The following is a 25,746-nucleotide window of genomic DNA, read 5'->3' as shown; positions in this document are numbered from 1 at the left end:
CCTGGACAAAATCTCGGGGGAGACAATCGACGTGCCAAAACGTCCTTGGGAGGGGGCGGCATCCGCCACTCGGCGCTTTCAACATCGCGGCGACGCGACCGCGAGACGACCATGATGATGCCGATCCGCAATTTCGTCACCGGCTTCATGCCGTTGATTGAGCCGGCCTTGCGAGTAGACTGCCGCCTCGCGACAAAAGGGTAGCGCACGCGTGGCACGTTTGCTGGAAAATCACAGGCGTTACGATCTCCGCGACGATCTGGAGAAAGCGCTCAACCGCGTCGACTTCTTCCGCATCTTTCACACGATGGCATTGCGGTTCGGCTTCAACCATTTCGGCATTCTGCAGCTCGGCAACGAGAACGACGCCTGCATGTTGTCCACCCGGCTCGTCCTGCACGATCTTCCGTCGGGCCTCGCGGAAGAATACGACAAGCGCCACCGCTTCGGCGATTCGCTTTTCTACAAAACCCTGCACACATCGATCATTTCCTCCGTCTGGAGGTCAGGCGATCCCGGCTGCGCCAATGGCCAGAACCTGCTGGTCCAGCTCGGCTTCGAGCTGCTCTTGAGCGTGCCGGTGCACGCGGCAGCGACCGGCGCGCGATACGCCGTCCTGTTTCTGGGCGACGGCAACGACATCGGCCGCTCCGAGCATTTCGAGCTGACCTATGACGCCGTCTGCGCCTTCGACTATTTCTATCGCATCGCGCTTTCCAACAAGGCCGGCATGGGCCTGACGCCGCGCGAGACGGAGATCCTCAAGTGGATCTCCCATGGCAAGACGGCAAGCGAGATCGCGCTGATCGTATCGGTGTCCGAACACACCGTGAATTCGCATACGGCGACAATCCTGAAGAAGCTGGATGTCGTCAATCGGACCCAAATGGTGGCGAAGGCGATACGCGAACAGATCATTCAGTGAAGCCGATCGACGGGGCGATCTGAACCTGGCGGCGTCGCAAGGCGGCCCCGCTGACAGCAGGCGCCGCAGAAACGATGCAAACTCGCCACCCCACCCGCTTGCCGATGACAGGCGCGCGCAGCAGAATGGCTCCCGGTCACTCAGGTACTTGGACGATCATGACACAAAAAGCCCATATCCTGCTCGTTGACGACGACCCTGCGGAGAACCTCATTCTGCGCGGGCTGATCAAGAAGGTCAGCACCATCGAGATCGAACTGCATTATTGCCAGACGATCGAAAGCGCCCTCGAATTCCTTCGTTCGGGCAAACCGGTGTCGATGGTGTTGATGGACAATCGCCTTCAGCCGCAGCGCGACTTTCGCGAAACCGTGCCGGCACTCCGGTACCAGGGCTTCATCGGCCCGATCGGCGTGATCTCGGGGTCGCTCGTCGAGCCCTATTTCCAGAGTCTGGAAGAGTACGGCGCGGATTTCCGGATCGACAAGTCCGAGATCGATCCGACGGCAATAGAGTTCATCCTGAGGGAATATCTGGCACCGAACTGAAGGGGCGGCCGGCGGCCGCTTTGAGCGGCTAAATCATGAGCGGTAGAGCTACGGCGCCGAGGTCATGACTGATACGCGGCGCCGCAAACGTCGGATCAGGCCGCAGTCGTCTGCGGGGCCTGCGGACGCTTGGTCTCTTCCAGGCCGAGCAGGAAGTTGATCTGGGGACGCGCCTTGACCAGATCGTCGATGGTGTAGCCCTGAAGCACCTCGAAGAAAGCGTTCAAAGCCTTGCGCAGAGCGGTATTGAGGCCGCAGCTGTCAACCAGCGGGCAATCGATTTCACCGGCTTCGAAGCACTCGGCCATCGCGAAGCTGTCTTCCGTGACCTTGACCACGTCGAACAGGGTGATTGCGGAAGCGGGCCTCGGCAGCCGTACGCCGCCGTTGCGGCCACGAACAGTCTCGACCAGGCCAGCGCGGGTCAGCGGCTGGAGAATCTTGAACAGAAACAGCTCTGAGACGCCATAGGCCCTGGCGATTTCAGGAATGCGGCTGAGCTTCTCGCCGTTTGCAGCGCAGTACATCAACATGCGAACCGCGTAGTTCGTTTGTTTCGTCAGTCGCATCATTCACTCCGAAATCGAGAGGTTTATCAAACCTTCATATAGGACGGATCGTAGTTTGGAACAATTCCAAAATACCAAAAAAGTCACATCTGCTTGATCGTTAACGGTTTCCCAGTTGACTGTTTGGTGGCTGCCGATCAAAAAGATGAGCGATTTTGTTAACTTAGCTCAAACCAAAAAAATGGAGGAAACCATGTCCGTTTCAAGAGCTGCAATGGGCGTATTGTCCCTCACCGCCAGCCTGTTCGCGTCCACTGCTGCCTGGGCCGATGGCGAGGTCAACATCTATTCCTATCGTCAGCCCGATCTGATCAAGCCATTGCTTGATGCCTTTACCAAGGAAACCGGCATCACGACGAACGTGCTCTTCCTCGACAAGGGCCTCGTCGAGCGCATCCAGGCCGAAGGCGCCAACTCGCCTGCGGACGTGATCCTCACCGTCGACATCAGCCGCCTCACTGAAGCCAAGGATGCGGGCGTGACGCAGCCGGTCGCCAACGAGACGATCAACAAGGACATCCCGGCGCACTTCCGCGACCCCGATGGCAACTGGTTCGGCCTGACGACCCGCGGACGCGTTGTCTACGCCTCCAAGGACCGCGTCGCCGAAAACGACATCACCTATGAGGAACTCGCCGATCCCAAGTGGAAGGGCAAGATCTGCACCCGTGATGGCCAGCACTCCTACAATATCGGCCTGTTCGCCTCGATGATCGCCCACAACGGCGAAGCCGAGACCGAGAAGTGGCTGACTGGCCTGAAGAACAATCTGGCGAAGAAGCCCGATGGCGGCGACCGCGACCAGGCAAAGGCGATCCTTGCCGGCGAATGCGATCTGGCGCTTGGCAACACCTACTATGTCGGTCTGATGCTGACCAACGAGAAGGAGCCGGAACAGAAGGAATGGGCGGCGGCTATCAAGGTGCTCTTCCCGAACGCCAAGGACCGCGGCACGCATGTGAACATTTCGGGCATGGCACTCGCCAAGAACGCCCCGAACAAGGACAATGCGTTGAAGCTGATGGAATTCCTGTCGGAAGGCGAAGCGCAGAAGATCTACGCCGAGCAGGTATACGAATATCCGGTGCTGCCGGGTGCCGAGCCCTCCGACGTGGTCAAGTCGTTCGGCACGATCAAGCCCGACGAACTGCCGTTGGCCGACATTGCAGCCAACCGCAAGAAGGCATCGGAACTGGTCGACAAGGTCGGCTACAACGACGGCCCGCAGGACTGATCCTACTGCATGTTTCCTTAAATCCCATTCGATTTAAGGATCAAAACATGCAGCAATTCAAAGTGCTACAGCGACCTTTGCGCGTCAAATTAAGACGCGCGGCGCTGTAGCCATCGCGTGAATTGGAAACAGCGGGCCGTGTGCCCGCTGTTTTCGTTTTGATGACAGCGTCGCGCCTTGTGTGGGGAAGCCGCTCGACGGACCAGAGGGCTAATGAGCCTGCGCCCTCAGTTCGCCGGCATAATCGAGGATCGCCTTGCGCCGTTCCGGTGTGCCGGGATGGGTCGCAAGGATGCTGGTGTCGGAACTGTCGCCAAGCTCCTTTTCGAGCAGGTCGAAGAACCGTGCGATTGCCGTCGGATCCCGCCTGGCTTTCAGCATCAGTTCCACCGAATGCCGATCTGCTGCCGCTTCCGCGCTACGCGAAAAGGAGAGCGTAAGGAGACCGGCACCCTGCACCAGAATGTCCTCAGCACCGGAGCCGATGTCGCCACCGATCATCATGACCAGCCCAGCGACGCCCGCGGCGCGGTAGATCTGGCGCAGGCTATGCTCGAGTTCGACATGACCGATCTCGTGCGCCAGCACGCCGACGATCATTTCGGTATCGTCGCCGGCAAGCTCGATCAGCTCATCGGTAACGATCAGCGTGCCGTCGGGCAGCGCGAAAGCATTCGGGCCGATGGTCCCGCCCATGCGGAAGTTGAGGGTGTAGCCACCCTCGCCGCGATCGGACAGCCGTGCGATCGCGTTGAACCCCTCACGGATCTTGTCCTGGCGCTCAATTGCAAGCGCCGACGTGTCGAGCAGCGTGCGATCCATCGTCTCCATGGTGCTTGCCGACATGATCTTCGGCACGATCGGCGGCGTCACCAGCACGGCGATTTCGACCAGCGCCGGTACGGCATAACGATAGATGGCCACGCCGCTGAGCACGGTCGCCAGGACGACCGCGATCAGGCGCGGGTGAAAACGCTCCCATTCGTGGACGAGATTGGTTTTTCCCTTGCGTTTCAGGAAACGATCGACGGCGTCGTTGTCGGTCGTCTCGAACAGAGAACCATCGGGAAACTCGATGCGACGCGGAATGGCGCCGACGCGCGCAGAAATATCGACGGCAGCAAGTGCTCCACCTGCAAGTTCGGCGCCGGCCTCATCCAAAGCCTTGAGGCCACCGCCATCTTCGATCAGCCGCGAGGGCACCGACCGGCTGGAACCGGCCGGATGCCACTCGCCAACAGCAATCTCCGTGCCGTTAGAAGCCAAAGTCGAACCCTTCGAAGTCCATGAACTCCGAACCGACGGCCGAACCTTCCTGGGCGATCCGGTCGAACATCTCGCCGACATTGCCTTCGAAATGGACGCCCGTGTGTTCATTGACATAACGCGCCATGCGCACGGCTGCCCAGGGACGCATAAGGCCCAGCGTGAAGATGGTGACGATCATGTTGGTAATCGCGATCCAGGCGTAACGGCCCCGCGACAGGTCGCTCGTCAACTGATGCTTGCCGTCGAAGGTCGTTGCCGACCAGGCGACGTTGCGCACGCCGGCACGGTAGAACAGCGCCGCGACCCCGAAGATCGAGAGGAATGCAATGTAGGCGATGACGAACAAGGCAATCATCGAAACGTGCATTCCCAGCGTTGCCTCAATGGAGCCGTCGAACAACGACATGATCACGGCCAGATTGAGGAAACCAATAAAGGCAATGATCAGCAGGCCAGCGACGATGATGGCCGCCGACAGGAACCACGACTTGTAGATCGCACCGACGGAAGGATCGGTCGCGAATGCCCGTTGCCCATAACGCAGGTTGCTGCCGATGTAGCGATAGGACCAGCGGCTGGCGAGCGGCACCAGAATGCCAAGTGTGAGGACCGAAATAACCGGACCGACGATGAAGGCGAGAAACGCACCGCCGACGCCGCCGACGAAATCGAACCGCACATTGCGATAGCTGGTCACGCGGGCACTGAAGCGCAGGCCCCTGACGACCAGCCATGGCACGAAGGCCACCAGCAACAGGGCAAGAATGATGCCGGCGATCGGCACGACGTTCAGCATGACGTTGTAGAAGATCAGGTAAGCGAAAACGATCACCCGACCGATCAGGATCTGCTTACCCTTTGCGTGATATTCGAAGGCGCGCCCGAGAAGCACCGTGTTACCGTAGAAATAGCGGTTGCGGCGGACCTTCGCCCAGGCGGAATAGATGCCGAGCGTGATGATCGTCAGCAGCACGTTGACGATCCAGATGCCAAAATACTCTTTTCCGCTACCGGTAAACGACAGACGGTGGAAATTGTCCGGTACCCTCTGCGTCAACGTCCCTTGCATCGACGCCGTTTCGGCCACGACCATGATAAAACCTCTCTCAATGAAATCAGCTTGCGGCAGCCCGCCATCACACAGGCGCCGCGTTGCGACAGATTGACGTCAATTGTGAACCCAGCGAACTGTGGCTATCCCCCGGATGAGCCTTCCATGCAAATGAACGGTCGAAATGCCTGCAATATTCGACCAAGGCGCGAATCAATTTTCCGCCGCCTCGGGCATATCAAATTAGTTGCAGTGCAACATGACATGCAACAGAAAAGGGTCTTTCGAAGGGGCCCCGGCATGCAAAAAAAGGCCTCTCGAAGGAGGCCTCGGGCACGCAACAAAAAAGGGCCTCCCGAAGGAGGCCCTGGAGGCGGGAGGATCTTTATCCCGTCATTACTTCATCGTCGGCATGACGAACTCGGCACCGTCCTTGATGCCTGACGGCCAACGCTCAGTGATCGTCTTGGTCTTGGTCCAGAACTTGATCGAGTCCGTGCCGTGCTGGTTGAGGTCGCCGAAGGACGAGGACTTCCAGCCGCCGAAGGAGTGGTAGGCGAGCGGAACCGGGATCGGAACGTTGACGCCGACCATGCCGATGTTGATGCGCGAGGCGAAGTCACGGGCAGCATCGCCATCGCGGGTATAGATCGCGACGCCATTGCCGTATTCGTGCTTCATCGGCAGGTCGAGGGCTTCCTCGTAGTTCTTGGCGCGAACAACCGAAAGGACCGGTCCGAAGATTTCGGTCTTGTAGATATCCATATCCGGGGTGACGTGGTCGAACAGGCAACCGCCGACGAAGTAGCCGTCCTCATAGCCCTGGAGCTTGAAGTCGCGGCCGTCGACCACGAGTTTCGCACCCTGCTCGAGGCCGCTGTCGATCAGGCTTCTGATGCGCTTCTCCGCATCCTTGGTGACAACCGGGCCCATGTCGGCCTTCTCGTCGGTATAGGGGCCGATGCGCAGGCTTTCGACCATCGGCGTCAGCTTGGCGATCAGGCGGTTGGCAGTGTCCTCGCCAACGGGAACGGCAACCGAGATAGCCATGCAGCGCTCGCCGGCCGAGCCGTAGCCGGCGCCCATCAGCGCGTTGGCGGCCTGGTCCAAATCGGCGTCCGGCATGATGATCATGTGGTTCTTGGCGCCGCCGAAGCACTGGGCGCGCTTGCCGTTCATGGCAGCCGTGCCGTAGACGTAGCGGGCGATCGGGGTCGAGCCGACGAAGGATACGGCCGAAATGTCGGGGTTGGTGAGGATCGCGTCGACCGCGCCCTTGTCGCCATTGACGACGTTGAGGATGCCGGCCGGCAGACCTGCCTCGATCATCAGTTCGGCCAGGCGGACCGGCACGGACGGATCACGCTCGGACGGCTTCAGGATGAAGGCGTTGCCGCAGGCGATCGCCGGGGCGAACATCCACATCGGGATCATGGCGGGGAAGTTGAACGGCGTGATGCCGGCGCCGATGCCGACGGCCTGGCGGATCGAGTACATGTCGATGCCGGGGCCGGCACCTTCGGTGAACTCGCTCTTCTGCAGATGCGGAATGCCGATGACGAATTCGCAGACTTCCAGGCCGCGCACGAGATCGCCCTTGGCGTCTTCAATCGTCTTGCCGTGCTCGCGCGAGAGGATCTCGGCCAGCTCGTTCATGTGGGTGTTGAGAAGTTCGACGAACTTCATGAACACGCGGGCGCGGCGCTGCGGGTTGGTGGCTGCCCACTTCGGCTGCGCGGCCTTGGCGCTGGCGACGGCAGCGCCGAGTTCCGCGTCGCTTGCCAGCGCCACGGTGCCCTGCACTTCGCCCGTTGCCGGGTTGAAGATGTTGCTCGTGCGCCCGCTGGTGCCGGCGACGCGCTTGCCATCGATGAAATGACCGAGTTCGTACATGGATGTCTCCTCCTGATCTTGATTGTGGCGGCATGATCGCACTACGATTTGAACAAAGCAATTTCCGATATTCAGCAACCGTTGTGCGCAAATTGAAGTCCATAGGGATCAGAAACATGAATTGGGACGACGTGAGAATGTTTCTGGCGGTCGCGCGCACCGGGCAGATCCTTGCCGCCTCCAAGCGGCTCGGCCTCAACCATGCCACGCTCAGCCGGCGGGTGACCTCGCTTGAGGAAACGCTGAAGACCCGTCTCCTGGTGCGCAGGCCGAACGGCTGCGAACTGACGGCCGAAGGCGAGATCTTCCTGGCGGCGGCCGAACGCATGGAAACGGAGATGCTGGCAGCACAGTCGCAGATCGGCCGCATCGACACGGCGATCGCCGGGACGGTACGCATCGGCGCGCCGGATGGATTTGGTGTCTCCTTCCTCGCGCCGCGCCTCGGGCGGCTGACGGCGCGCTATCCGGAACTGAAGCTGCAGCTCGTGCCGGTGCCCCGCTCCTTCTCGCTGTCGCAGCGTGAAGCCGATATCGCCATCACCATCGAAAGGCCGGAACAGGGACGCCTGGTCTCATCGAAGCTTACCGACTACACGCTCGGTCTCTACGCCTCCTCGACCTATCTTGCGCAGCACGGCACGCCGCAAACGATCGACGACCTCAAGCACCATCGCCGCATCGGCTATGTCGAGGACCTGATCTTCACGCCGTCGCTGAATTTTTCGGCCGAGATCATGCGCAGCTGGGATGCCGCCTTCGAAATCTCGAGCGCCACCGGGCAGACGGAGGCGGTGCGCTCCAGCGCCGGCATCGGCATCCTGCACAACTACATCGCCCGGCACACGCCGGAACTCGAGCGCATCCTGCCTGAAACCACAATCCGGCGTGCCTACTGGACCACCTACCACGAAAGCGCCCGCGACCTGGTGCGCGTGCGCACCGTGGCGGCCTTCCTGCAGGAGCTGGTGACCGCGGAGCACCAGATGTTTGCCTGACCGCGCTCCAGAGCTACAGCGCCGCGCGTCTTGTTAGACGCGCAAAGGTCGCTGTAGCACTTTGAATGGCTGCATGTTTTTATCCTTACATCGAAAACGATTTTAGGAAACATGCAGTGGAGCGATCCCGGACGATTGCGCGCCGGCGAATGTCTCTACCCACAGAATCCAACGCGGCGGTCTGGCGCGTTTTTCGCTGTCAATGTGCGACTTGTGAAACTGCCGACATCAATTCTTCGGGATTCAGCGCCCGGCACATATTTTGGCCCTGGCCATCAACTTCCGTGAAGCTCCAACGCACCACACCTTCTCGATCGAGCAGGAACTGGCCAATGAGTTGCATATGGCCGGGTACCCTCACCTGCTGATCGGCTTCTGTGATTTCGTACCCATCCTTCTCGCTGAGAAGGTCGCCCGCGGTCGCCGGATCCATCGGTTCAGGCAATTCACCCGGCCGATCGACCCGCATCGTCATGACCACGTCCATTCCAACCTTGCGTGGCCAGTCGGTCTCATTCTCCGTAAACTCGAGGAGGGGTAAGCCGAAGGCGCGGTGTGAAGCTCGCTCCGGGTCCGATGCAGCAAGAAGACCGGGTATCGGATGATAGCGGAAATAGAGTCGCGCGCGCTCGACCGGGGTGTTGACCACCGCCAGAGATTCGACGCCTTTTTCGCGCAGAGCCGTGTTGAACTGTGCCATCGCCGCGACATGGCGTCGGCAGAACGGACACAGCAGGCCTCGAAACAAACCGACCAACAACGGGCGACGGCCGCGAAAATCATCAAGTGCGATCTTCCCCTCGCGTGAGATCGCATCCAGCACAAAGTTCGGAGCCTGGTCGCCCGGTTGTAACGGATGATCCAGATAATGTGCAGACATGGTCAACCTCCTCGCCCGAAGGACCAATGAAGAAGAGGCAGCACAAGACGTACTTCAAAGAGCCCGTACTGGGCGCAAACGTCCTGCTCCAACGCAGAGAGCTCTCGGCCTCCGCCATGTTGCCGAGGTCGAAATCAAGCGCCGCAGGGCCTGACCTCTCGCCATACAGCGCCGCGCGTCTTATTAGACGCGCAAAGGTCGCTGTCGCACTTTGAATTGCTGCATGTTTTTTCCTTAAATCGAATAGGATTTAAGGAAACATGCAGTAGCGTACAGCCAGGATCGACCTGAGAATGGCCTCACATTGGCCCACGAGCAAGCAGTAAACAGCGAATCGTCATCCGTGCCACGGGACGGCACGGCGGCGAGGTCGAATGGACCTCCTGACACGCGCCTTCCCTGGTTAGATAGACACTCCGGCCTCGCGGAGTCCGTCCGCCAGTCGATCGAGCACAGTGGGATCCCGGTAAGGCAAGGCCCGCTTGAGGTGGTTGATGGAAAAGTTCGGGTTAACCTCGAACACTTCGCGCCAGTAGCGGCGCGCCTCCTCGTGGCGCCCGGTGCGACCATAGAGGCAGGCGAGATAAAGGCGCGTCATGTCCGATCGCGGCGCAAGCGCCAGGCGGCGCTTGAAGGCGATCTCGGCCTCGCCGAAACGGCCGAGGTTCAACAACGTCCGACCCAGGAAATGCAGCGACAGGTCGAATTGCGGATCGAGCCGATGGGCCCGTGTGTAGAATGGCAGCGCGTCTTCGTACCGACCTTGGAAATCCCGTATCGTGCCAAGTGCAGTATGGCAGCTCGCGGAATTGGGATCGAGTTCGATCGCCCTTTGAGCGGCATGCTCCGCTTCGTCGAAGTGCCGCATCCAACAGTGCGCGAGCGAGAGAGCGTGATGGCCATGCGGCTCGTTATCGTCGATATCGACGGCCCTTTGTGCCAGCTCCAAAGCGCGTTCAAGATCGTCGGCCGTCCCGCCGTTCCACCGATTGATGAAATCGGTCAAGGCGATGATCGCGAGAGAAGCGTAGGCAGCCGCAAGCCCCGGATCGATGGCGATGGCACGCTCGAGCATGCTGCGCGCCTCCGCGGACGATACGGCGTTGAACTGCAGAATCGCCTGGCGGGAACGGACGAGCAGATCATAGGCTTCTGGATCGACCTTGCCGAGGCTCCCGCGTCGCTCTTCCTCGCCGGTTGTTAGCTTCACCTTGAGCGCGGTGACGATGGTGCGGGTCACTTCGTCCTGAACCGCAAAGATATCTTCAATTCCCCGATCGTAGCGCTCGGCCCATAGATGACCGCCGGTCGTGCCGTCGATCATCTGGGCATTGATGCGGATTCGATCAGCGGCCCGGCGTACGCTGCCTTCCAGGACATAGCGGACGCCAAGTTCCCGGCTCACCTTGCGGATATCTGGCGCCTTGCCCTTGTAGGCGAAAGAGGAGTTGCGGGCGATCACGAAGAGGCCGGAAACCTTTGAGAGATCCGTGATGATGTCCTCGGTGATGCCGTCGGCGAAATACCCCTGCTCCGGGTCGCCGGACATGTTGTCGAACGGCAGAACGGCTATCGATGGCTTCTTTGGAAGCTGCGGCGGGGCTTCGGTGGCAATCTTGACGGGATCGTTTGTGCGGTCGTCCGGCGACCACGTCCAGATATGCACCGGGCGTTCGATGTTCTTGACCTCGTGATGACCGCTGTCGACGAAGTCGAGGTCGATGCGACCATGCACATATTCATGAACACCATCCGCAATGGCTACGCTGCCAGGCCTGGCAAGCGCCTCGATACGCGCCGCCACATTGACCCCATCGCCGTAGAGATCGCTGTCGGCGACCATGATGTCGCCCAGGTTGACGCCGACGCGAAGCACGATCGCCAGGTCTGCCGGCACGTCCTTGTTGGCGGCTGCCATGGCCCGCTGAAGTGCCGCGGCGCATTCGACGGCGTTGACGGCGCTGGAGAACTCGACGAGCACGCCGTCGCCGGTCCTCTTGAAGACGCGGCCCTGATGTGTGGCGACGAGTGGCTCCAACACCTCTTTCCATCGCGCCATGAGCTGCGTGTAGGTGCTTTTCTCGTCACGCTCCATGAGCCGGCTGTAGCCGACTACGTCAGCCGCCAAAATGGCAGCGAGCCGCCGTGTGATGGGTTCGTTGGCCATGGACAATGGCGCCTTCCTGGGGCGCCTTCCTGGCGCCCATTGGCGAAATTTTACTGGCGTCTTGCTCCCATGTCCATTCGGCTTGAAGCCGATTGGTCGATATCCAACATCGTGGCAGGGCGCGCCAACCTCCACTTGTGTGGCGGTTCCAAAAAATGTCAGCTTCAGGGTGCGATCCGGGCCTCAGGAACGACCGGTTCGGGTCGATGGCGGAGATGGACACAGCGACGTTTGGAATTCCGTTCCTGCCTTAAGCGGATTTAAGCGTTGGAACACCAACCCGCACCGTCGATTGTGGTGCATTTGTCGTCCAAATATCCGGAGAACGTCGATAGAGACGGAAGCAGGTGCGCGAAAAGCGCTTAATATCAGATAGATATAAAGAGAATGGTACGGTTGGGGGGTCTCGAACCTCCGACCTCAGGTGCCACAAACCTGCGCTCTAACCAACTGAGCTACAACCGCACAAACGAGCGACATCAGTCGCTTGGCGGCTCACATACGGAGACTTCCGCCGCTTTGCAAGCCTAAACTTGAGATTATCCTGCAAAAAGACCGGATGGCAAGCCACCCGGTCCCATTCATGCCAAGCGCGGCCAGGGGCCGGCGCGGATCAGACCTTCTTGAAAGAAGACATCGCCTTTTCAGCGGCTTCCTTGCCAGGCTTGGTAACATTCTCAGCAACCTTCTTGGTTGCTTCCTGCATCGACTTGGTCTGTTCGACGGCAAGTTCAGCCTGCTTGCGGAAGAAAGAGGTCTGCAGCTCGACGAATTCGGACAGCGACTTCACACCGAGCAGCGCTTCCATGTGCGAAAGCGAGTTTTCGGCATTGGTGCGCAGGGCGTCGATGGCCTTGAGGCCGAGTTCAACGCTACCGGTCTGGGCGCTTTCAAGCGTCGCTTCGACGGTCTTGCTTGCTTCCTCGGCAGCGGTCTTCATCTTGGAATAAGCGTCCTTCGACTGGGCAGCGCCCTTTTCCGCGAAGTCGCGGAAGCTGTCGGCAACCTTTGCCGGGTCGAAAGAGGAGAAGGAAAATGCGTCGTCGATCTTCTTGGTAGCCATGAATGCGCTCCTTGGTGTCAGGGCCCTCTTTTGAGGCGCCGTTGATTGATGCACACTATATAACCGATCCTATTGTGCATTGCAATAAAATTGTGCAGTGCACAAATTCGCCTGCGTTAACCCTTCGCGATGAAAGGGGTGAGCGAAAGACGCCGATTGCTGGACCCTCAGCCGCGTGGCGGGTATTAATAGAGTGTTAACGTACCAGCGACCCGTCAATAGGCCCGTCCATGCCCGCAAGACAGTACCCCTTCATCGACATTGCCGTGCATGAGCGGGTGCGCGAACATTTTGCGCGCGGCGATGCGGCGATCCTGTTTTCGAGGGACCTTAACCGCGTTCTGTGGGCCAACGATCAGGGTGCCGCCTTCTTCGGCGCAGACTCGATCTACGACTTCATCGACACGGGCCCCAATGCGAACGACCTGTCGGCGCGGCAGTTGAAGGCCGCCGCGACGCAGCTCGTTTCGGTCGGCGATCGTCGCCAGCTCTTGATGCGCATTGCCGCGGGCTTTCGAAGCGTGCCGCTCAATACGACGGTGGAACTGATCCGCGTCCGGCCGGACGAATTGGGCGTGCTGTTCACCGCACCCCATTCCGGCAAGCCGCTTTCGACGGAAGATCGCGCGGCGCGCATGATCGCCGGGCTCGACGGCCCGGACACGCACATGGCCGTGCTGGATGCCGACGGTACGATCGTCGCCCAGTCGCCTGGCTTTGCCAATCTCGGCATGTCCGACGAGACGCGCCGCCAACTCGTCGCCGCCGTTGCCCGCGACCATGACTGGCTGATCAAGCGCCCGGTCGCCACGGCAAAGGGACACCTGCCCGCCGCCATCGGTAAGATCGCCGACGAACCGGCGCTTCATCTTCTCTTTGCGGTGGAAACCATCCTCGGCAACCTCGACCCGGATGAAGCACCGGCCGAGGCTGTCTTGCCGCCGACAGCCGTCGCGGAGGTCGTCGAGGCCGATGTTGTGACCGACGTCGCACCCGCTGTCGTCGAAACGGAAGCGGCGATGGCTACTGGCGCGGTGGAAACGGTCGTCGAGCAATCGGCTCCCGACGAGCTGGCTTCGGCGGATCAGCGGATCGTCGCCGAACGTGAAATCGAGCAGCCGCTTGCGGAAGCCGACGACGTCGTCGCCGCAGTCGAAGCAGAGGAACCCGACCTCGCCGTCGACACCGATACCGAAACGCCGCTGGAAACAGCGACCGCCGAAACATCAGATGCGGCCCAGGAACAGACGGACGCCGCACCAGAAGGCGCGGAGCAGTTGCCGTCCGCCGAGACGGCAATTGTCGCCGAGGCAGCGCCTGTCCCCGATGCTACATCGGTTGAACCGCGCGAACACAAAGACGCCCCTGTCGGCGCTCAGTCCGACTTCGCCTTTGCGATCGGCGGGCGGGCGGTGCGGTTCGTCTGGAAAATCGACGCGGAAGGACAGTTCAGCGAAATCTCGGAGGAGTTTGCCTCGGCGGTCGGGCCGAAGGCCGCCGACGTGATCGGTGTCAGCTTCGCCTCGCTTGCGGCGCGCTATGGTCTCGACCCCGACAACAAGATCAACGAGCTCCTGCACCGCCGCGACACCTGGTCCGGCAAGACGATTTTCTGGCCGGTCGAAGGCACGAGCCTTAAGGTCCCGGTCGACCTCGCCGCCCTGCCCACCTACTCGCGCTCGCGGGAGTTCGACGGTTTCCGCGGCTTCGGCATCGTGCGCGTTGCAGATGCCGTCGAAGATCACAACGCCAACGGCCTTTCGCTCGATCGTGACGAGGATGCGATAGAGGCCAACGATCTGACGGCGCCAACTTCGCCGAATGGCGTGGCAGCCGTTGAAGAGGCGACCCACGAGATCGCGACCGCCGGCGCGAATGAAGCCGACGAACCTGCACTTTTTTCCGACGAGCCGCAGCCGACCGAGGCAGTAACGACCGACCAGCCCGCGGTGCCGGCCGATCCCTTCCTTGGTGAGCGCCCAGCACTTCGCATCGTCGAGACGCCCGGACGCCGGGCTTCCGACAAGATCATCGAACTCGAGCTACACCGCCCGGCCGGTTCAAGCGCGCTCACCCGCGGCGAGCAGGCGGCTTTTCGCGAAATCGCGCGGCAGCTCGGCGAAAATTTTGTGGGACGCCCAGAGGCGCACGAGACCCGGTCGGACGAGGCTTCAGACGACGCCATCCAAGGCGAAGCGGAACAACCGGTATCTGAAACCCTGGACGAAGCAGCTCTTGAGGCCGCGCCGACCGCGACCAGCGAGTCTGAGTTCGAGACGCCAGAAGCTTCGAGCGAGGTGGCCGCAGCCGAACCTCGATCCGACGACCTGGCCGAGGCGAGCATGGACCCGGCGACGATCGCGACCGTCGGTTTCAGCGGCGAGATCCTCGATAGCCTGCCTGTCGGCCTGCTCGTGCATCTCGGCGACGACCTGCTGCACGCCAATCCGGAATTCCTGCGACTGACGGGCTACGACACGCTCGATGATTTCAAAGAGGAAGGCGGCATCGACGCGCTCTTTGCCAATGACGAGGAGGTCGGCGACACGGAGCCGGACGGCACGATGACGCTGATCCGCAAGACCGGGCAGTTGCTTCCGGTAACGGCCCACTTGCACTCGATCCGCTGGGACGGAAAGAGCGCGCTGATGCTGGCCCTGGCATCGACGGAAGTCGCGCAGCCCCAAGAGAGCGAAGCGAGCCCGGTCGAAACCGCTCCGGCTCCCGTCGCCGACGAACAGGTCGGCAAGCTCAAGACCGAAATCGACGAGCTGCGCTCGATCCTCGAGACGGCGACCGATGGTGTCGTCATTCTCGGACACGACGGCGATATCCGCTCGATCAACCGCTCAGCGAGCGCGCTCTTCAACTACGATGAGAGCGAAATCCGCGGCAAGCCGTTTGCAGCGCTCTTTGCCCATGAGAGCCAGAAGGCGGTCATCGATTATCTGCAAGGCCTGTCCGGCCATGGGGTTGCCAGCGTACTCAACGACGGCCGCGAAGTGATCGGCCGCGAGGCCGCAGGCGGCTTCCTGCCGCTGTTCATGACCATCGGCCGCCTGTCCGCCTCCAACGGCTATTGCGCCGTCATCCGCGACATCACCCAGTGGAAGCGGACCGAAGAGGAGTTGCGCAACGCCAAGCGCGCGGCCGAGACGGCAAATGCCCACAAGACGGAGTTCCTGGCGCGCGTCAGCCACGAAATCCGCACGCCTCTCAATGCGATCATCGGCTTTTCCGACATGATGGCGAGCGAGCATTTCGGCCCGGTTGGCCATCCGCGCTATATCGAATACGCCGGCGACATCGGCCGCTCCGGCCGCCATGTGCTCGATATCGTCAACGACTTGCTCGATATCTCGAAGATCGAGGCGGGCGAGATGGATCTCGACTTCGGCTCGGTCGAAATCAACGATGCGGTTTCCGAAGCGGTGTCGCTGGTGCAGCCGCAGGCAAACAGCCAGCGCGTCATCATCCGCACGTCGCTTTCGACAGCTGTGCCGAACGTGGTTGCCGACAGCCGCTCGATCAAGCAGATCGCACTCAACATCCTGGCGAACGCCATCCGCTTCACGCCATCGGGCGGACAGATCGTGGTGTCGACCTCCTATGAGCCGAACGGCAGCGTGATCCTGCGTATCCGCGACACCGGCGTCGGCATGACGCGCAGCGAACTCGACCAGGCGATGAAGCCCTTCCGGCAGGTGACGACCGGTGGCCGCAAGCGTGGCGACGGCACCGGCCTCGGGCTGCCGCTGACCAAAGCCATGGCCGAAGCCAACCGTGCGCAGTTCGCCATCACCTCGGCACCGAACGAGGGCACGCTGGTGGAAATCTCCTTCCCGTCACAACGCGTCTTGGCGAACTGACGACAGATGCTGTAAGGAAATGTTGACTTGGGGAAACCAGTTTGTTGGCATCCTCACGGCAATTCCTGCTGCATAATCCTCTTCTTGAAATCGGAGGCGATCCAAGGGGAAGATTATGCAGCGAGTTTAAAGCGTTACAGCATCCTTAGAGCGTCATGTCAGACGCGCGGCGCTGTGGCCGTTTCGCTCCGGATCAGATCGATTGCAGTCCACGTCACAAATCCTCAAGCGGCGCCCAACCGGCGCGAAAACCGGTCTTTCGCATCCGCTGCTCGCCGTATGGGCCGGGGGCGCATCGCTGATCGTGCTGATGCCGATCCTCGCCATTGCATGGCTGGCGATTTCCGGCGGCGGTTCCGACTGGCCGCATCTCATGCAAAACGTCATCCCGCGCGCCACCATCCGCACGTTGCTGCTGATCGCGTTCACCGGGATGACGACGGCCGTCGTCGGCATCGTGACCGCGTGGCTGGTGGCGAGTTGCGAGTTTCCCTTGCGCCGGTTTCTGTCCGCCGCGCTGGTGTTGCCGCTTGCCATTCCCGCCTATCTCGCCGCCTACGCCTTCGGTGAGCTGTTCACCTTCACCGGGCCGGTGCAGGGGCTGATCCGCGCTATCTTCGGCTTCAAGACCAGCCGCGACTACTGGTTTCCCGATATCCGCTCGCTCGGCGGCGCCGTCCTGGTGCTGAGTTCCGTGCTCTATCCCTATATCTATCTCGCCTGTCGCTCGATGTTTCTGATGCAAGGGCGCGCGGCGGCCGATGTTGCCCGCACGCTCGGCGCCGGGCCGCTCAAGGTGTTCTTCCGCATCCAGATCCCGATGGCGCGACCGGCGATCATGATCGGTCTGACGCTGGTGGCGATGGAGACGCTGAACGACATCGGTGCCGTCGAATTCCTCGGCGTGCAGACACTGACCTTCTCGATCTTCGACACCTGGCTCAACCGCGGCAGCCTTGCCGGCGCGGCGCAGATCGCCTGCATCATGCTCGTCTTCGTCATCGGGCTGATGATGATCGAGCGGGCTGCCCGGCGAAGGCAGCGCTTCTCCAGCCAGAAGACGACGTCGGCAGTCCATGATGCGACCAGGCTTCCGCTTTCCGGCTGGAAGAAGTGGGCCGCGACGATTGCGTGCCTGCTTCCGGTGCTCTCCGGCTTCGCGGTCCCGTTCCTGATCCTCGGCAATTACGCGCTGAAGCGCCTCGATCAATTCATCGAACCGCGGTTGCTGAACGCACTCTTCCACAGCATCCTGGTTTCCGGTGCAACCGCGCTGGTCACGGTGCTGCTCGGTTTCGTGCTTGCCTATGCCGCGCGTACCGGACGCTCGCGTTTCACCGATACCGCCGGCCGCCTCGCCTCCTTCGGCTATGGCGTGCCCGGCACGGTTCTGGCGATCGGCGTGCTCTTCCCGCTGGCAGCGCTAGACAATCTGGTCGACGCCGGCTTTCGCAGCACCTTGGGCATATCCACCGGGCTACTGATGACGGGAACGGGCTTTGCCATCATCTACGCCTGCACCGTCCGGTTCCTCACCATGGCCGAAGGCACGCTGGAGGCGGGTTTCCAGAAGCTGTCGCCGCACCTCGACATGGCTGCACGTGCGCTTGGCCGCACCGGAGGGCAGACGCTGCGAACCGTGCTTCTGCCGATGATGCGCCCCGCCGTGTTGACCGCAGCACTTCTCGTCTTCATCGAGACCATGAAGGAACTGTCGGCGACGATCATGCTGCGCCCGTTCAACTTCAACACGCTTGCGACGCTTGTTTACGAGGACGCATCGCGTGCCAAGGTCGAGGATGCATCGGTGGCTGCGATGATCATCGTCGTTGCCGGCATGATCCCCGTGATCCTGGTTTCGAGATCGATGGAGCGTCGGCCCTAACGCAGGTCGCGCAAAAGTGCGCAGCGGTTTTGCGATAAGGACATGCGTTAAGAAAAGAGCTTAAAGCGCAACAAGGGAATCCTGGAAATCGCAACGCGCTTAACAGCATTTCCAGGAAAAGTGCGAAGCGGTTTTCCGTCTGGAAATACGGGAAAACAAAGAGATAGAGCGTTTCCGCACCTCCGCCCAAAACGCTCTGTCCCGAAGGCAAAAAAAGAGGTGGCTGGGAGGCCACCTCGATAATTCAATGCTAAACCAACAAATGCTCGAGAAGTAATGACATCATGTCTGCGGCGGCATCGCTGCCAGGCGCCGACCACTCATCGGCCGGCCTCAAGTTGACATGACCATGCGCCCCCAATCGTTAACAAGACCTTACCAGCCGATCCGACAATTTTAGGGATTTATCAGCAAGTCTGAAGCCTTGGTTAATTCCGAAAGCGCGAACAAGTTAACGGCCCCTCAATTTTTGAGGGCATCGAGCCCGGCGAAAAGATCGAGCGCTTCCGGGTTGGCGAGCGCCTCCTTGTTCTTGACCGGGCGTCCATGCACAACGTCGCGGACCGCCAATTCGACGATCTTGCCCGACTTCGTGCGCGGAATATCGGCAACGGCGATGATCTTCGCCGGCACATGGCGGGGCGATGCGCCGGTGCGGATACGGTTCCTGATCGCCTTCTCCAATTGCTCATCGAGCGAGGCGCCGGATGCCATGCGCACGAACAGCACGACGCGCACGTCGTCTTCCCAGTCCTGTCCGATGCAGAGCGCTTCGGCCACCTCTTCCATCTGCTCGACCTGATTGTAGATCTCCGCCGTGCCGATGCGCACACCGCCGGGATTGAGTGTCGCGTCGGAGCGACCATGGATGACGATGCCGCCATGCGACGTCCATTCGGCAAAGTCGCCATGGCACCAGACGTTGTCGAAACGTTCGAAATAGGCGGCGCGGTATTTGACGCCTTCGGGATCGTTCCAGAACATCACCGGCATCGACGGGAATGCCTTGGTGCAGACGAGTTCACCCTTTTCGCCGCGCACGGAGCGCCCCTCGTCGTCCCAGACATCGATGGCCAGTCCGAGGCCAGGACCCTGGATCTCGCCACGCCAGACCGGCTTCAGCGGATTGCCGAGCACGAAGCACGAAACGATGTCGGTGCCGCCGGAGATCGACGCAAGCTGGACGTCCTGTTTGATGCCTTCATAGACGAAGGAGAAGCCTTCGGGCGACAGCGGCGAGCCAGTCGAGGTCAAGAGCCGCAGGCTTGAAAGGTCGTGGGTCTTGGCCGGCTCAAATCCGCCCTTGCGGACCGCGTCGATGTATTTTGCCGACGTACCGAAGACGGCAAACGTTTCGTCCGCCGCATAATCGAACAGGACGTTTCCATCAGGATAGAACGGCGAGCCGTCGAACAGGCACAGCGTCGCGCCGACCGCCAGGCCGGAGGCGAGCCAGTTCCACATCATCCAGCCGCAGGTGGTGAAATAGAAGAGCTTCTCCCCGTCGCCGAGCCCGCAGTGGAAGCGATGTTCCTTCAAATGCTGCAGCAGCGTGCCGCCGGCCGAATGAACGATGCACTTCGGGACGCCCGTGGTGCCGGAGGAGAAGAGCACATAGAGCGGGTGGCTGAACGGCAAACGCTCGAAGGCGAGCGCCTCGGCTTTAAACGGAGCGATGAAGTCCTCGAGCGTCACGCCATCGGCAATTGAGGCCGCCAGCGCCCTCGCCTCGCCCGCATAGGGAACGATGAGGGCTGGAACGTCGAGAGCCATGGAGACCGCACGAACCTTGGCGTCGACGTCCTGTCGTTTGCCGTTGTACCAATAGCCGTCGCAGGCGATGAACAGTTTCGGGGTGATCTGGCCAAAGCGATCGAGAACGCCCTGCTCGCCAAAATCGGGAGAACAGGACGACCAGATCGCACCGATCGACGCGGTCGCCAGCATGAGAGCGATCGTTTCGGGCATATTGGGCATCATCGCGGCGACGCGGTCACCCTTGCCGATGCTGCGCGCTTTCAGCGCCTGCTGCAGCCGCGAGACCAGCGTGCGCAGATCATCCCAGGAAAGCCGGTAGCTGACCTTATCCTCGCCGCGGAAAATGAGCGCATCGTCGCCGCCGGCGCGCCGCAGCAGGTTCTCGGCGAAATTCAGCGACGCCTCGGGAAAGAACCGAGCGTCGAGCATGCTGTTACCATTGACCAGAGCCGTCGCGCCACGATCGCCGATGACTTCGCAATGCTCCCAGACCGCCGTCCAGAAATCGCCGCGTTCGGCAACCGACCACGCGTGAAACGCGTCGTAATCGGCAAAGTCTTTGCCGAAGCGCTCGCTGCACCAGGCGATAAATTGCGCCATCGGGCTGTGCTCGCGGATCTCTGGACCGGGAACCCACAAAGGTTGCTCAGACTGCATGCTTTCCTCCACTCCTACTCCATGCCCTCTATACCATGCTGCAACGCAAAATAAACAGCAGGAGAACCCGCTCCGGCGTCGCATTGGCGACATTTCCATGTCGGGCGCATTTGATTTATGCGGGCTGAAAGCCTATCCAAGCAGCGTGATCCCAAGCGATGGGCAACCAGGCGGAAATGACAAGAAAAATCCTGCATATGATGGGTGAATCACGCCTTTGGTCGCGGCTTCGTCGTCGCCATTTCCTCTGGCCGGCGGCGATCGGCATCGTGCTGGCCGTCGGATACAACGCGGCCCTGCCGCTCGTGATCTCGACGACGGACGTGCGGCCGACGATGGAGCGCATGCTCGACGCCTGGTCGGGTGGCAAGAGCAGGATAACCGGCGAGCCGAACATCCGTTTCTGGCCGAACCCGACGCTGACATTGTACGGCGCCACGATCGAGACGACCGACGGTACCCCCCGCACACTCGCCCGGATCGGCAGCATCACCGCAGCCTTCAGCCTGGTTTCTGCGCTTCGCGGCGAACCGGCACTCGAAGACATCCGCCTCATCGAGCCTGTGGTAACGCTGGAGCGTGGCATCGACGGCACGCTCAACTGGGAGCGGCCGCGCTGGCTTGCGCCGCGCGAGGCGAAAGCGGACAACGACGACACCCCCTTCGGCGACATCACGATCGAGAATGGCCGCCTGCAGGTATTCGACCGGGCGACCAATTATGCGCGGGAGTTTCCCGGCATATCCGGCACCGTGAAGTGGCCCTCCTTTGCCGGGCGCCTGAATGCGCAACTGTCGAGCATGATCGGCGGGCAGGCCGTGAGCTGGGCGCTGGCCTGCGACGAGCCGCTGACGCTGCTGGCCGGCCGCAACACGACGCTGAAGACATCGCTGACCTCGGCCCCCCTCAATTTCTCCTTCGAGGGCGTCGGCAATCTGTCGATGAAACCATTCGCCTCGGGGCGGCTCCAGGTTTCCACCGCCTCGCTGCCGGCGCTTGCCGCGTGGTTTGAGGGGGCCTCGCATGAGGGGCTGCCCGAGAGCAGCTTCGATCTCAGTGCCAACGTCACGACCGGAGACGCGACGCTGAAGCTGGATGACTTGCGCCTGGCGATCGGCGGCGCGACGGCAACCGGGGTGCTCGACGTTGTCGCTCCTGCCAACGACACACCGCGCGTCGAGGGCACGCTCGCGTTCGACAGGATCGACCTCAACGGACTGCAACCACTTTTTGCGCAGCTTCCGGTCGATCCAGAAGAACTCGCCAGACATATGACCGAGGCTTTCGCCCGCACCTGGCGCGTCGACGTGCGCCTTTCGACGCAGGAGGCAGCGATCGGCCCGTTGCGGCTGACCGACGTGGCGGCCGGCGTCATGGTCGATCACGGGCGGGCGTCGCTTGATATCGGCGACAGCACCTATGCCAATGGCAGGCTCAGCGGCCGCCTCGTGCTGTCGGAAGCGGGCTTGACCCGTGGCGGCAAGCTAGAGCTGGCTCTCAAGGATGCGGATCTTGCGGCCGCCGTCGCCGACTTCGGCTTCACCGGCCCGGTGCCGACGGGACGCGGCAACGTCAACCTGGACCTGGCGACCGATCACCCGTTCTGGACGCCACGCGCAGCCGACGCATCCGGGCGCCTGACCTTGTCGCTTGCCAACGGCAGACTATCCGAATTCGACTCCGACGCCTTCTCGGACCTGGTCCGCAGGGGTGAGTTCTTCTCGCTGTCGCAGGCAGGCAGCGGCACGTTCGATTTTCAGCGGGCCGACATCGAGGCGCGCTTCAGCGACGGATCGGCCCGGTTGAACCGCGCTACCTTTATCGGGCCGACGGGCAGCCTGTCGGTCAACGGCGTCATACCCTATCGCAGCGGCAGCCTGGCTCTTGCCGGAACCTTTACCGACGCTACCAATGCCGCCCAGCGATTGCGGTTCTTCGTCGGCGGCTCCTGGCCGAATGCGGTGATCTCGCCGCTCTCGGTTCTCGGCGAGCCCAACTGAAACGGCCGGCGCTTTAAATGCACCAGCCGTCCTCTTGAAAACGGAGCTGAACTCTACTGCGCGAAAGCGGCGCGCTCGTCCTTCTCGCGTTGCGCTTCACGCTGTTTGGTCACAACAGAGGCAACGACGACACCGATCGCGACAATGCCGATCAGGATCGTGCAGATCGCGTTGATTTCAGGCGTCACCCCGAGACGAACCTGGCTGTAGATCTTCATCGGCAGCGTGGTGGCACCGGGGCCTGTGGTGAAGCTCGAGATCACGAGATCGTCGAGCGACAGCGTGAAGGCCAGCACCCAGCCGGAAAAGACGGCCGGCGCGATCACCGGCAGAGTGATCGCAAAGAAGGTCCTGACCGGGGTCGCGCCCAGATCCAGCGCCGCCTCCTCGATCGACTGGTCGAAGCTCAGGAGCCGCGACTGCACGACAACGGCAACGAAGCACATGGTGAAGGTGATGTGCGCAAGGGTGATCGTCCAGAAGCCACGGTCGAGCCCGATGGCAACGAACAGCAACAGCAGCGACAGGCCGGTGATCACCTCAGGCATGACCAGCGGCGCATAGACCATGCCGGAAAACAGCATGCGGCCGCGAAAGCGCGTGTAGCGCACCAGCGCGAGGGCCGCCAAGGTCCCGAGCACGGTTGCGCAGGTGGCCGAGATCAATGCCACGCGGATGGTGACCCAGGCGGCGTCGAGAAGCGCCTGATTGTGCCAGAGCTGCGCGTACCATTTGGTCGAAAACCCGGCCCATACCGTGACCAGCTTCGATTCGTTGAACGAGAAGATCACCAAAAGCACGATCGGCAGATAGAGAAAGCCGAAGCCGAGCACGATCGAGGCAATGTTGAAGCGTGACCAGTTGCCCATGACCTACTTCCCCTCGCCGTCGGCTTTGGCCTGCGCGTTCTGGAAGAACACGATCGGTATCACCAGGATCAAAAGCAGGATCGTGGCAACCGCCGAAGAGACCGGCCAGTCGCGGTTGGCGTTGAACTCGTTCCACAGCGTCTTGCCGATCATCAGCGTTTCCGATCCGCCGAGCAGATCGGGGATGACGAACTCGCCGACAGCCGGAATGAAGACGAGCAGGCAACCGGCAACGACGCCGGCCAGTGACAGCGGGAACGTGACGCGCCAGAAGGCGGAGAATGGCGTGCAGCCGAGATCCAGCGCCGCTTCCGTCAGCGTGTGGTCCATCTTCTCCAGCGACGAATAGATCGGCAGGACCATGAACGGCAGGTAGGAATAGACGATACCGATATAGATCGCCCAGTTGGTGTTGAGGATGATCAGCGGCTGGTCGATGACATTGATGCTCATCAGGAACTGGTTGAGCAGTCCTTCCGGCTTCAGGATGGCGATCCAGGCGTAAACGCGGATCAGGAAGCTGGTCCAAAACGGCAGGATCACCAACATCAACAGCGTCGGGCGGATCGATTTCGGCGCCTTCGCCATCCCGTAGGCGACGGGATAGGCGATCATCAACGTCAGCACCGTCGAGATTCCGGCGATGATGACACTCGACACATAGGCGTTGAAGTAGAGAACGTCCTCGGTCAGCCAGACATAGTTGTCGAGCGAGAACTCCCGTGCCTTTTCCATAATGCCGGAAAGGCCACCGAGGAGATCGAAGACCGGCGTATAGGGTGGCATCGCCACCGCCGTCTGCGACAACGAGATACGGAAGACGATGAAGAAGGGAATCAGGAAGAAGAACAGTAGCCAGGCATAGGGGATGATGATGACCAGGCGGCTGAAGACGGCTGATGCAACGCGCGCCATGGCTTCAATCCTTCAAGACGACGCCGGCGTCTTCGCCGAACGAGATCCAGACCTGCTGGTCGTAGCCGAAGGGATCTTCCACGGCGCGCACCGCGTTCAAGGACGACGCCTTCACGACCCTGCCATCCTTCAATCTGATATGGAAGACGGTCATGTCGCCGAGATAGCCGACGTCCCAGATCTCACCCTCGACCGCGTTGACCGGCGCGTGCGCCGGCGGCTGGCGGGTGACACGGATCTTTTCCGGGCGAATGGCGACCGCGGCCTTGGCGCCGGCGGCAGGCCTCTCCGGCGATGCCATGCGAATGGGAAAGCCGTTGCCGGTTTCAATGCTGAGGTAGCCGTTTTCCGCGGTTGTGGCTGTTCCGTCGAAGATGTTCACATCGCCGATGAAGTCGGCGACGAAGCGCGAATTGGGCGCCTCGTAGATTTCCGCTGGCGTTGCCACCTGCGCGACCTTGCCGTGGCTCATGACGGCGATGCGGTCCGCCATCGTCATCGCTTCCTCCTGGTCGTGCGTGACCACGACGAAGGTAAGGCCGAGTTCCTGCTGCAGGTCCATCAGTTCGAACTGGGTTTCCTCGCGCAGCTTCTTGTCGAGTGCGCCGAGCGGCTCGTCGAGCAGCAGCACCTTCGGGCGCTTGGCGAGTGAGCGTGCCAGCGCGACACGTTGGCGCTGGCCGCCGGAAAGCTGGTGCGGCTTGCGCTTGGCAAACTTCTCGAGCTTCACCAGCTTGAGCATCTGGCCGACGCGCTCGGCGATGTCGGCCTTGGGCATGCCGTCCTGCTTCAGGCCGAAGGCGATGTTGGTCTCAACGGTCATATGCGGAAACAGCGCGTAGGACTGGAACATCATGTTGACGGGCCGCCGGTAGGGCGGAATGCCGGCAAGGTTCTGGCCGTCGAGAATGATCTCCCCCGAGGTCGGCTGCTCGAAACCGGCCAGCATGCGCAGGAGCGTCGACTTTCCGCAGCCCGACGCACCCAAGAGTGCAAAGAACTCGCGCGTGTAGATGTTGAGCGAAAGATCGTCGACGGCGGTGAAATCGCCGAACTTCTTGGTGACGTTCTTGACGGAAATGAATGGCTTGGAAGCGGGATCCGCCCAGGGGGCGAAAGAGCGCCTGATACTGCCGAGTGACTTCATCATCTATCCCCGAATGATACAGCCGATGGGCACTCTCGTTTTCCCCGGT

Annotated in this window: 18 protein-coding genes and 1 tRNA gene; 7 read left to right on the top strand and 12 right to left on the bottom strand. The window is 61.3% G+C overall.

Features of this window, described 5'->3' with window-relative positions; translation table 11 throughout:
• The first annotated feature begins 211 nt into the window (after positions 1-211).
• Together IB264_RS03225 and IB264_RS03220 are read left to right on the top strand one after the other, a co-directional pair.
• Positions 212-925: a helix-turn-helix transcriptional regulator gene (locus IB264_RS03225; protein WP_144239132.1), complete on the top strand. Its 714-nt coding sequence runs from the start codon at positions 212-214 to the stop codon at positions 923-925.
• Positions 926-1,083: 158 nt separating this feature from the next.
• Positions 1,084-1,473, top strand: a complete 390-nt coding sequence (locus IB264_RS03220; RefSeq protein ID WP_025425999.1) for a response regulator — start codon at positions 1,084-1,086, stop codon at positions 1,471-1,473.
• 95 nt (positions 1,474-1,568) lie between these two features.
• Here the strand turns inward: IB264_RS03220 and rirA are convergent, their stop codons facing one another.
• Entirely contained in the window at positions 1,569-2,042 is a 474-nt protein-coding gene (gene rirA, locus IB264_RS03215) for an iron-responsive transcriptional regulator RirA (RefSeq protein ID WP_025425998.1), read from the bottom strand.
• A gap of 193 nt (positions 2,043-2,235) precedes the next feature.
• Here rirA and IB264_RS03210 point away from each other — a divergent pair, with 193 nt between their 5' ends.
• Complete coding sequence (locus IB264_RS03210) at positions 2,236-3,276, top strand: Fe(3+) ABC transporter substrate-binding protein (protein WP_025425997.1); 1,041 nt, start codon at positions 2,236-2,238, stop codon at positions 3,274-3,276.
• 210 nt (positions 3,277-3,486) lie between these two features.
• Here the strand turns inward: IB264_RS03210 and IB264_RS03205 are convergent, their stop codons facing one another.
• The 3 genes from IB264_RS03205 to IB264_RS03195 all read right to left on the bottom strand — a co-directional run bounded on the left by IB264_RS03205 (position 3,487) and on the right by IB264_RS03195 (position 7,489).
• Entirely contained in the window at positions 3,487-4,542 is a 1,056-nt protein-coding gene (locus IB264_RS03205) for a M48 family metallopeptidase (protein WP_192433129.1), read from the bottom strand.
• Positions 4,532-5,638: a YjgN family protein gene (locus IB264_RS03200; RefSeq protein ID WP_025425995.1), complete on the bottom strand. Its 1,107-nt coding sequence runs from the start codon at positions 5,636-5,638 to the stop codon at positions 4,532-4,534. The genes IB264_RS03205 and IB264_RS03200 overlap by 11 nt, the downstream gene beginning before the upstream one ends.
• Positions 5,639-5,992: 354 nt before the next feature.
• Positions 5,993-7,489, bottom strand: a complete 1,497-nt coding sequence (locus IB264_RS03195) for a CoA-acylating methylmalonate-semialdehyde dehydrogenase (protein ID WP_192433127.1) — start codon at positions 7,487-7,489, stop codon at positions 5,993-5,995.
• A 116-nt stretch (positions 7,490-7,605) separates the two neighbouring features.
• Here IB264_RS03195 and IB264_RS03190 point away from each other — a divergent pair, with 116 nt between their 5' ends.
• The gene (locus IB264_RS03190; RefSeq protein WP_025425993.1) at positions 7,606-8,487 is read left to right on the top strand and encodes a LysR family transcriptional regulator; all 882 of its coding nucleotides are present in this window, start codon (positions 7,606-7,608) and stop codon (positions 8,485-8,487) included.
• Positions 8,488-8,686: 199 nt separating this feature from the next.
• On the opposite strand, the gene IB264_RS03185 is transcribed toward IB264_RS03190, so the two are convergent.
• The 4 genes from IB264_RS03185 to IB264_RS03170 form a co-directional block, all read right to left on the bottom strand.
• The gene (locus IB264_RS03185; RefSeq protein WP_025425992.1) at positions 8,687-9,367 is read right to left on the bottom strand and encodes a peroxiredoxin-like family protein; all 681 of its coding nucleotides are present in this window, start codon (positions 9,365-9,367) and stop codon (positions 8,687-8,689) included.
• A gap of 403 nt (positions 9,368-9,770) precedes the next feature.
• On the bottom strand, positions 9,771-11,534 hold the full coding sequence (locus tag IB264_RS03180; protein WP_025425990.1) for an adenylate/guanylate cyclase domain-containing protein: 1,764 nt from the start codon (positions 11,532-11,534) through the stop codon (positions 9,771-9,773).
• Positions 11,535-11,922: 388 nt separating this feature from the next.
• Positions 11,923-11,999 (bottom strand) — tRNA-His (locus IB264_RS03175).
• Between the two features lie 148 nt (positions 12,000-12,147).
• Positions 12,148-12,597 carry a phasin gene (locus IB264_RS03170; RefSeq protein WP_025425989.1) on the bottom strand — a complete coding sequence of 150 codons (450 nt, stop codon included), beginning with the start codon at positions 12,595-12,597 and terminating at the stop codon, positions 12,148-12,150.
• Between the two features lie 230 nt (positions 12,598-12,827).
• On the opposite strand from IB264_RS03170, the gene IB264_RS03165 reads away from it, so the two are divergent.
• A complete protein-coding gene (locus IB264_RS03165; RefSeq protein ID WP_025425988.1) occupies positions 12,828-16,466 on the top strand; it encodes a PAS domain S-box protein in 3,639 nt (1,212 codons plus the stop codon).
• A gap of 310 nt (positions 16,467-16,776) precedes the next feature.
• Entirely contained in the window at positions 16,777-18,351 is a 1,575-nt protein-coding gene (locus IB264_RS03160; protein WP_373688513.1) for an ABC transporter permease, read from the top strand.
• A 462-nt stretch (positions 18,352-18,813) separates the two neighbouring features.
• On the opposite strand, the gene IB264_RS03155 is transcribed toward IB264_RS03160, so the two are convergent.
• The gene (locus IB264_RS03155; protein WP_025425986.1) at positions 18,814-20,766 is read right to left on the bottom strand and encodes an acetoacetate--CoA ligase; all 1,953 of its coding nucleotides are present in this window, start codon (positions 20,764-20,766) and stop codon (positions 18,814-18,816) included.
• A gap of 176 nt (positions 20,767-20,942) precedes the next feature.
• Here IB264_RS03155 and IB264_RS03150 point away from each other — a divergent pair, with 176 nt between their 5' ends.
• Complete coding sequence (locus IB264_RS03150) at positions 20,943-22,766, top strand: AsmA-like C-terminal region-containing protein (protein ID WP_025425985.1); 1,824 nt, start codon at positions 20,943-20,945, stop codon at positions 22,764-22,766.
• A 53-nt stretch (positions 22,767-22,819) separates the two neighbouring features.
• Here IB264_RS03150 and IB264_RS03145 read toward each other — a convergent pair whose 3' ends face one another.
• From IB264_RS03145 to IB264_RS03135, 3 genes are read right to left on the bottom strand one after another with little or no spacing between them, the layout of a single operon-like run.
• Complete coding sequence (locus IB264_RS03145; RefSeq protein ID WP_025425984.1) at positions 22,820-23,635, bottom strand: ABC transporter permease; 816 nt, start codon at positions 23,633-23,635, stop codon at positions 22,820-22,822.
• A 3-nt stretch (positions 23,636-23,638) separates the two neighbouring features.
• A complete protein-coding gene (locus IB264_RS03140) occupies positions 23,639-24,550 on the bottom strand; it encodes an ABC transporter permease subunit (protein ID WP_025425983.1) in 912 nt (303 codons plus the stop codon).
• A 4-nt stretch (positions 24,551-24,554) separates the two neighbouring features.
• Positions 24,555-25,697, bottom strand: a complete 1,143-nt coding sequence (locus IB264_RS03135; RefSeq protein WP_025425982.1) for an ABC transporter ATP-binding protein — start codon at positions 25,695-25,697, stop codon at positions 24,555-24,557.
• Positions 25,698-25,746: the final 49 nt, after the last annotated feature.

This window comes from Ensifer sp. ENS11, assembly GCF_014851895.1.
GTDB lineage: Bacteria > Pseudomonadota > Alphaproteobacteria > Rhizobiales > Rhizobiaceae > Ensifer > Ensifer canadensis.
This window is presented reverse-complemented; position numbering and strand designations above follow the sequence as displayed.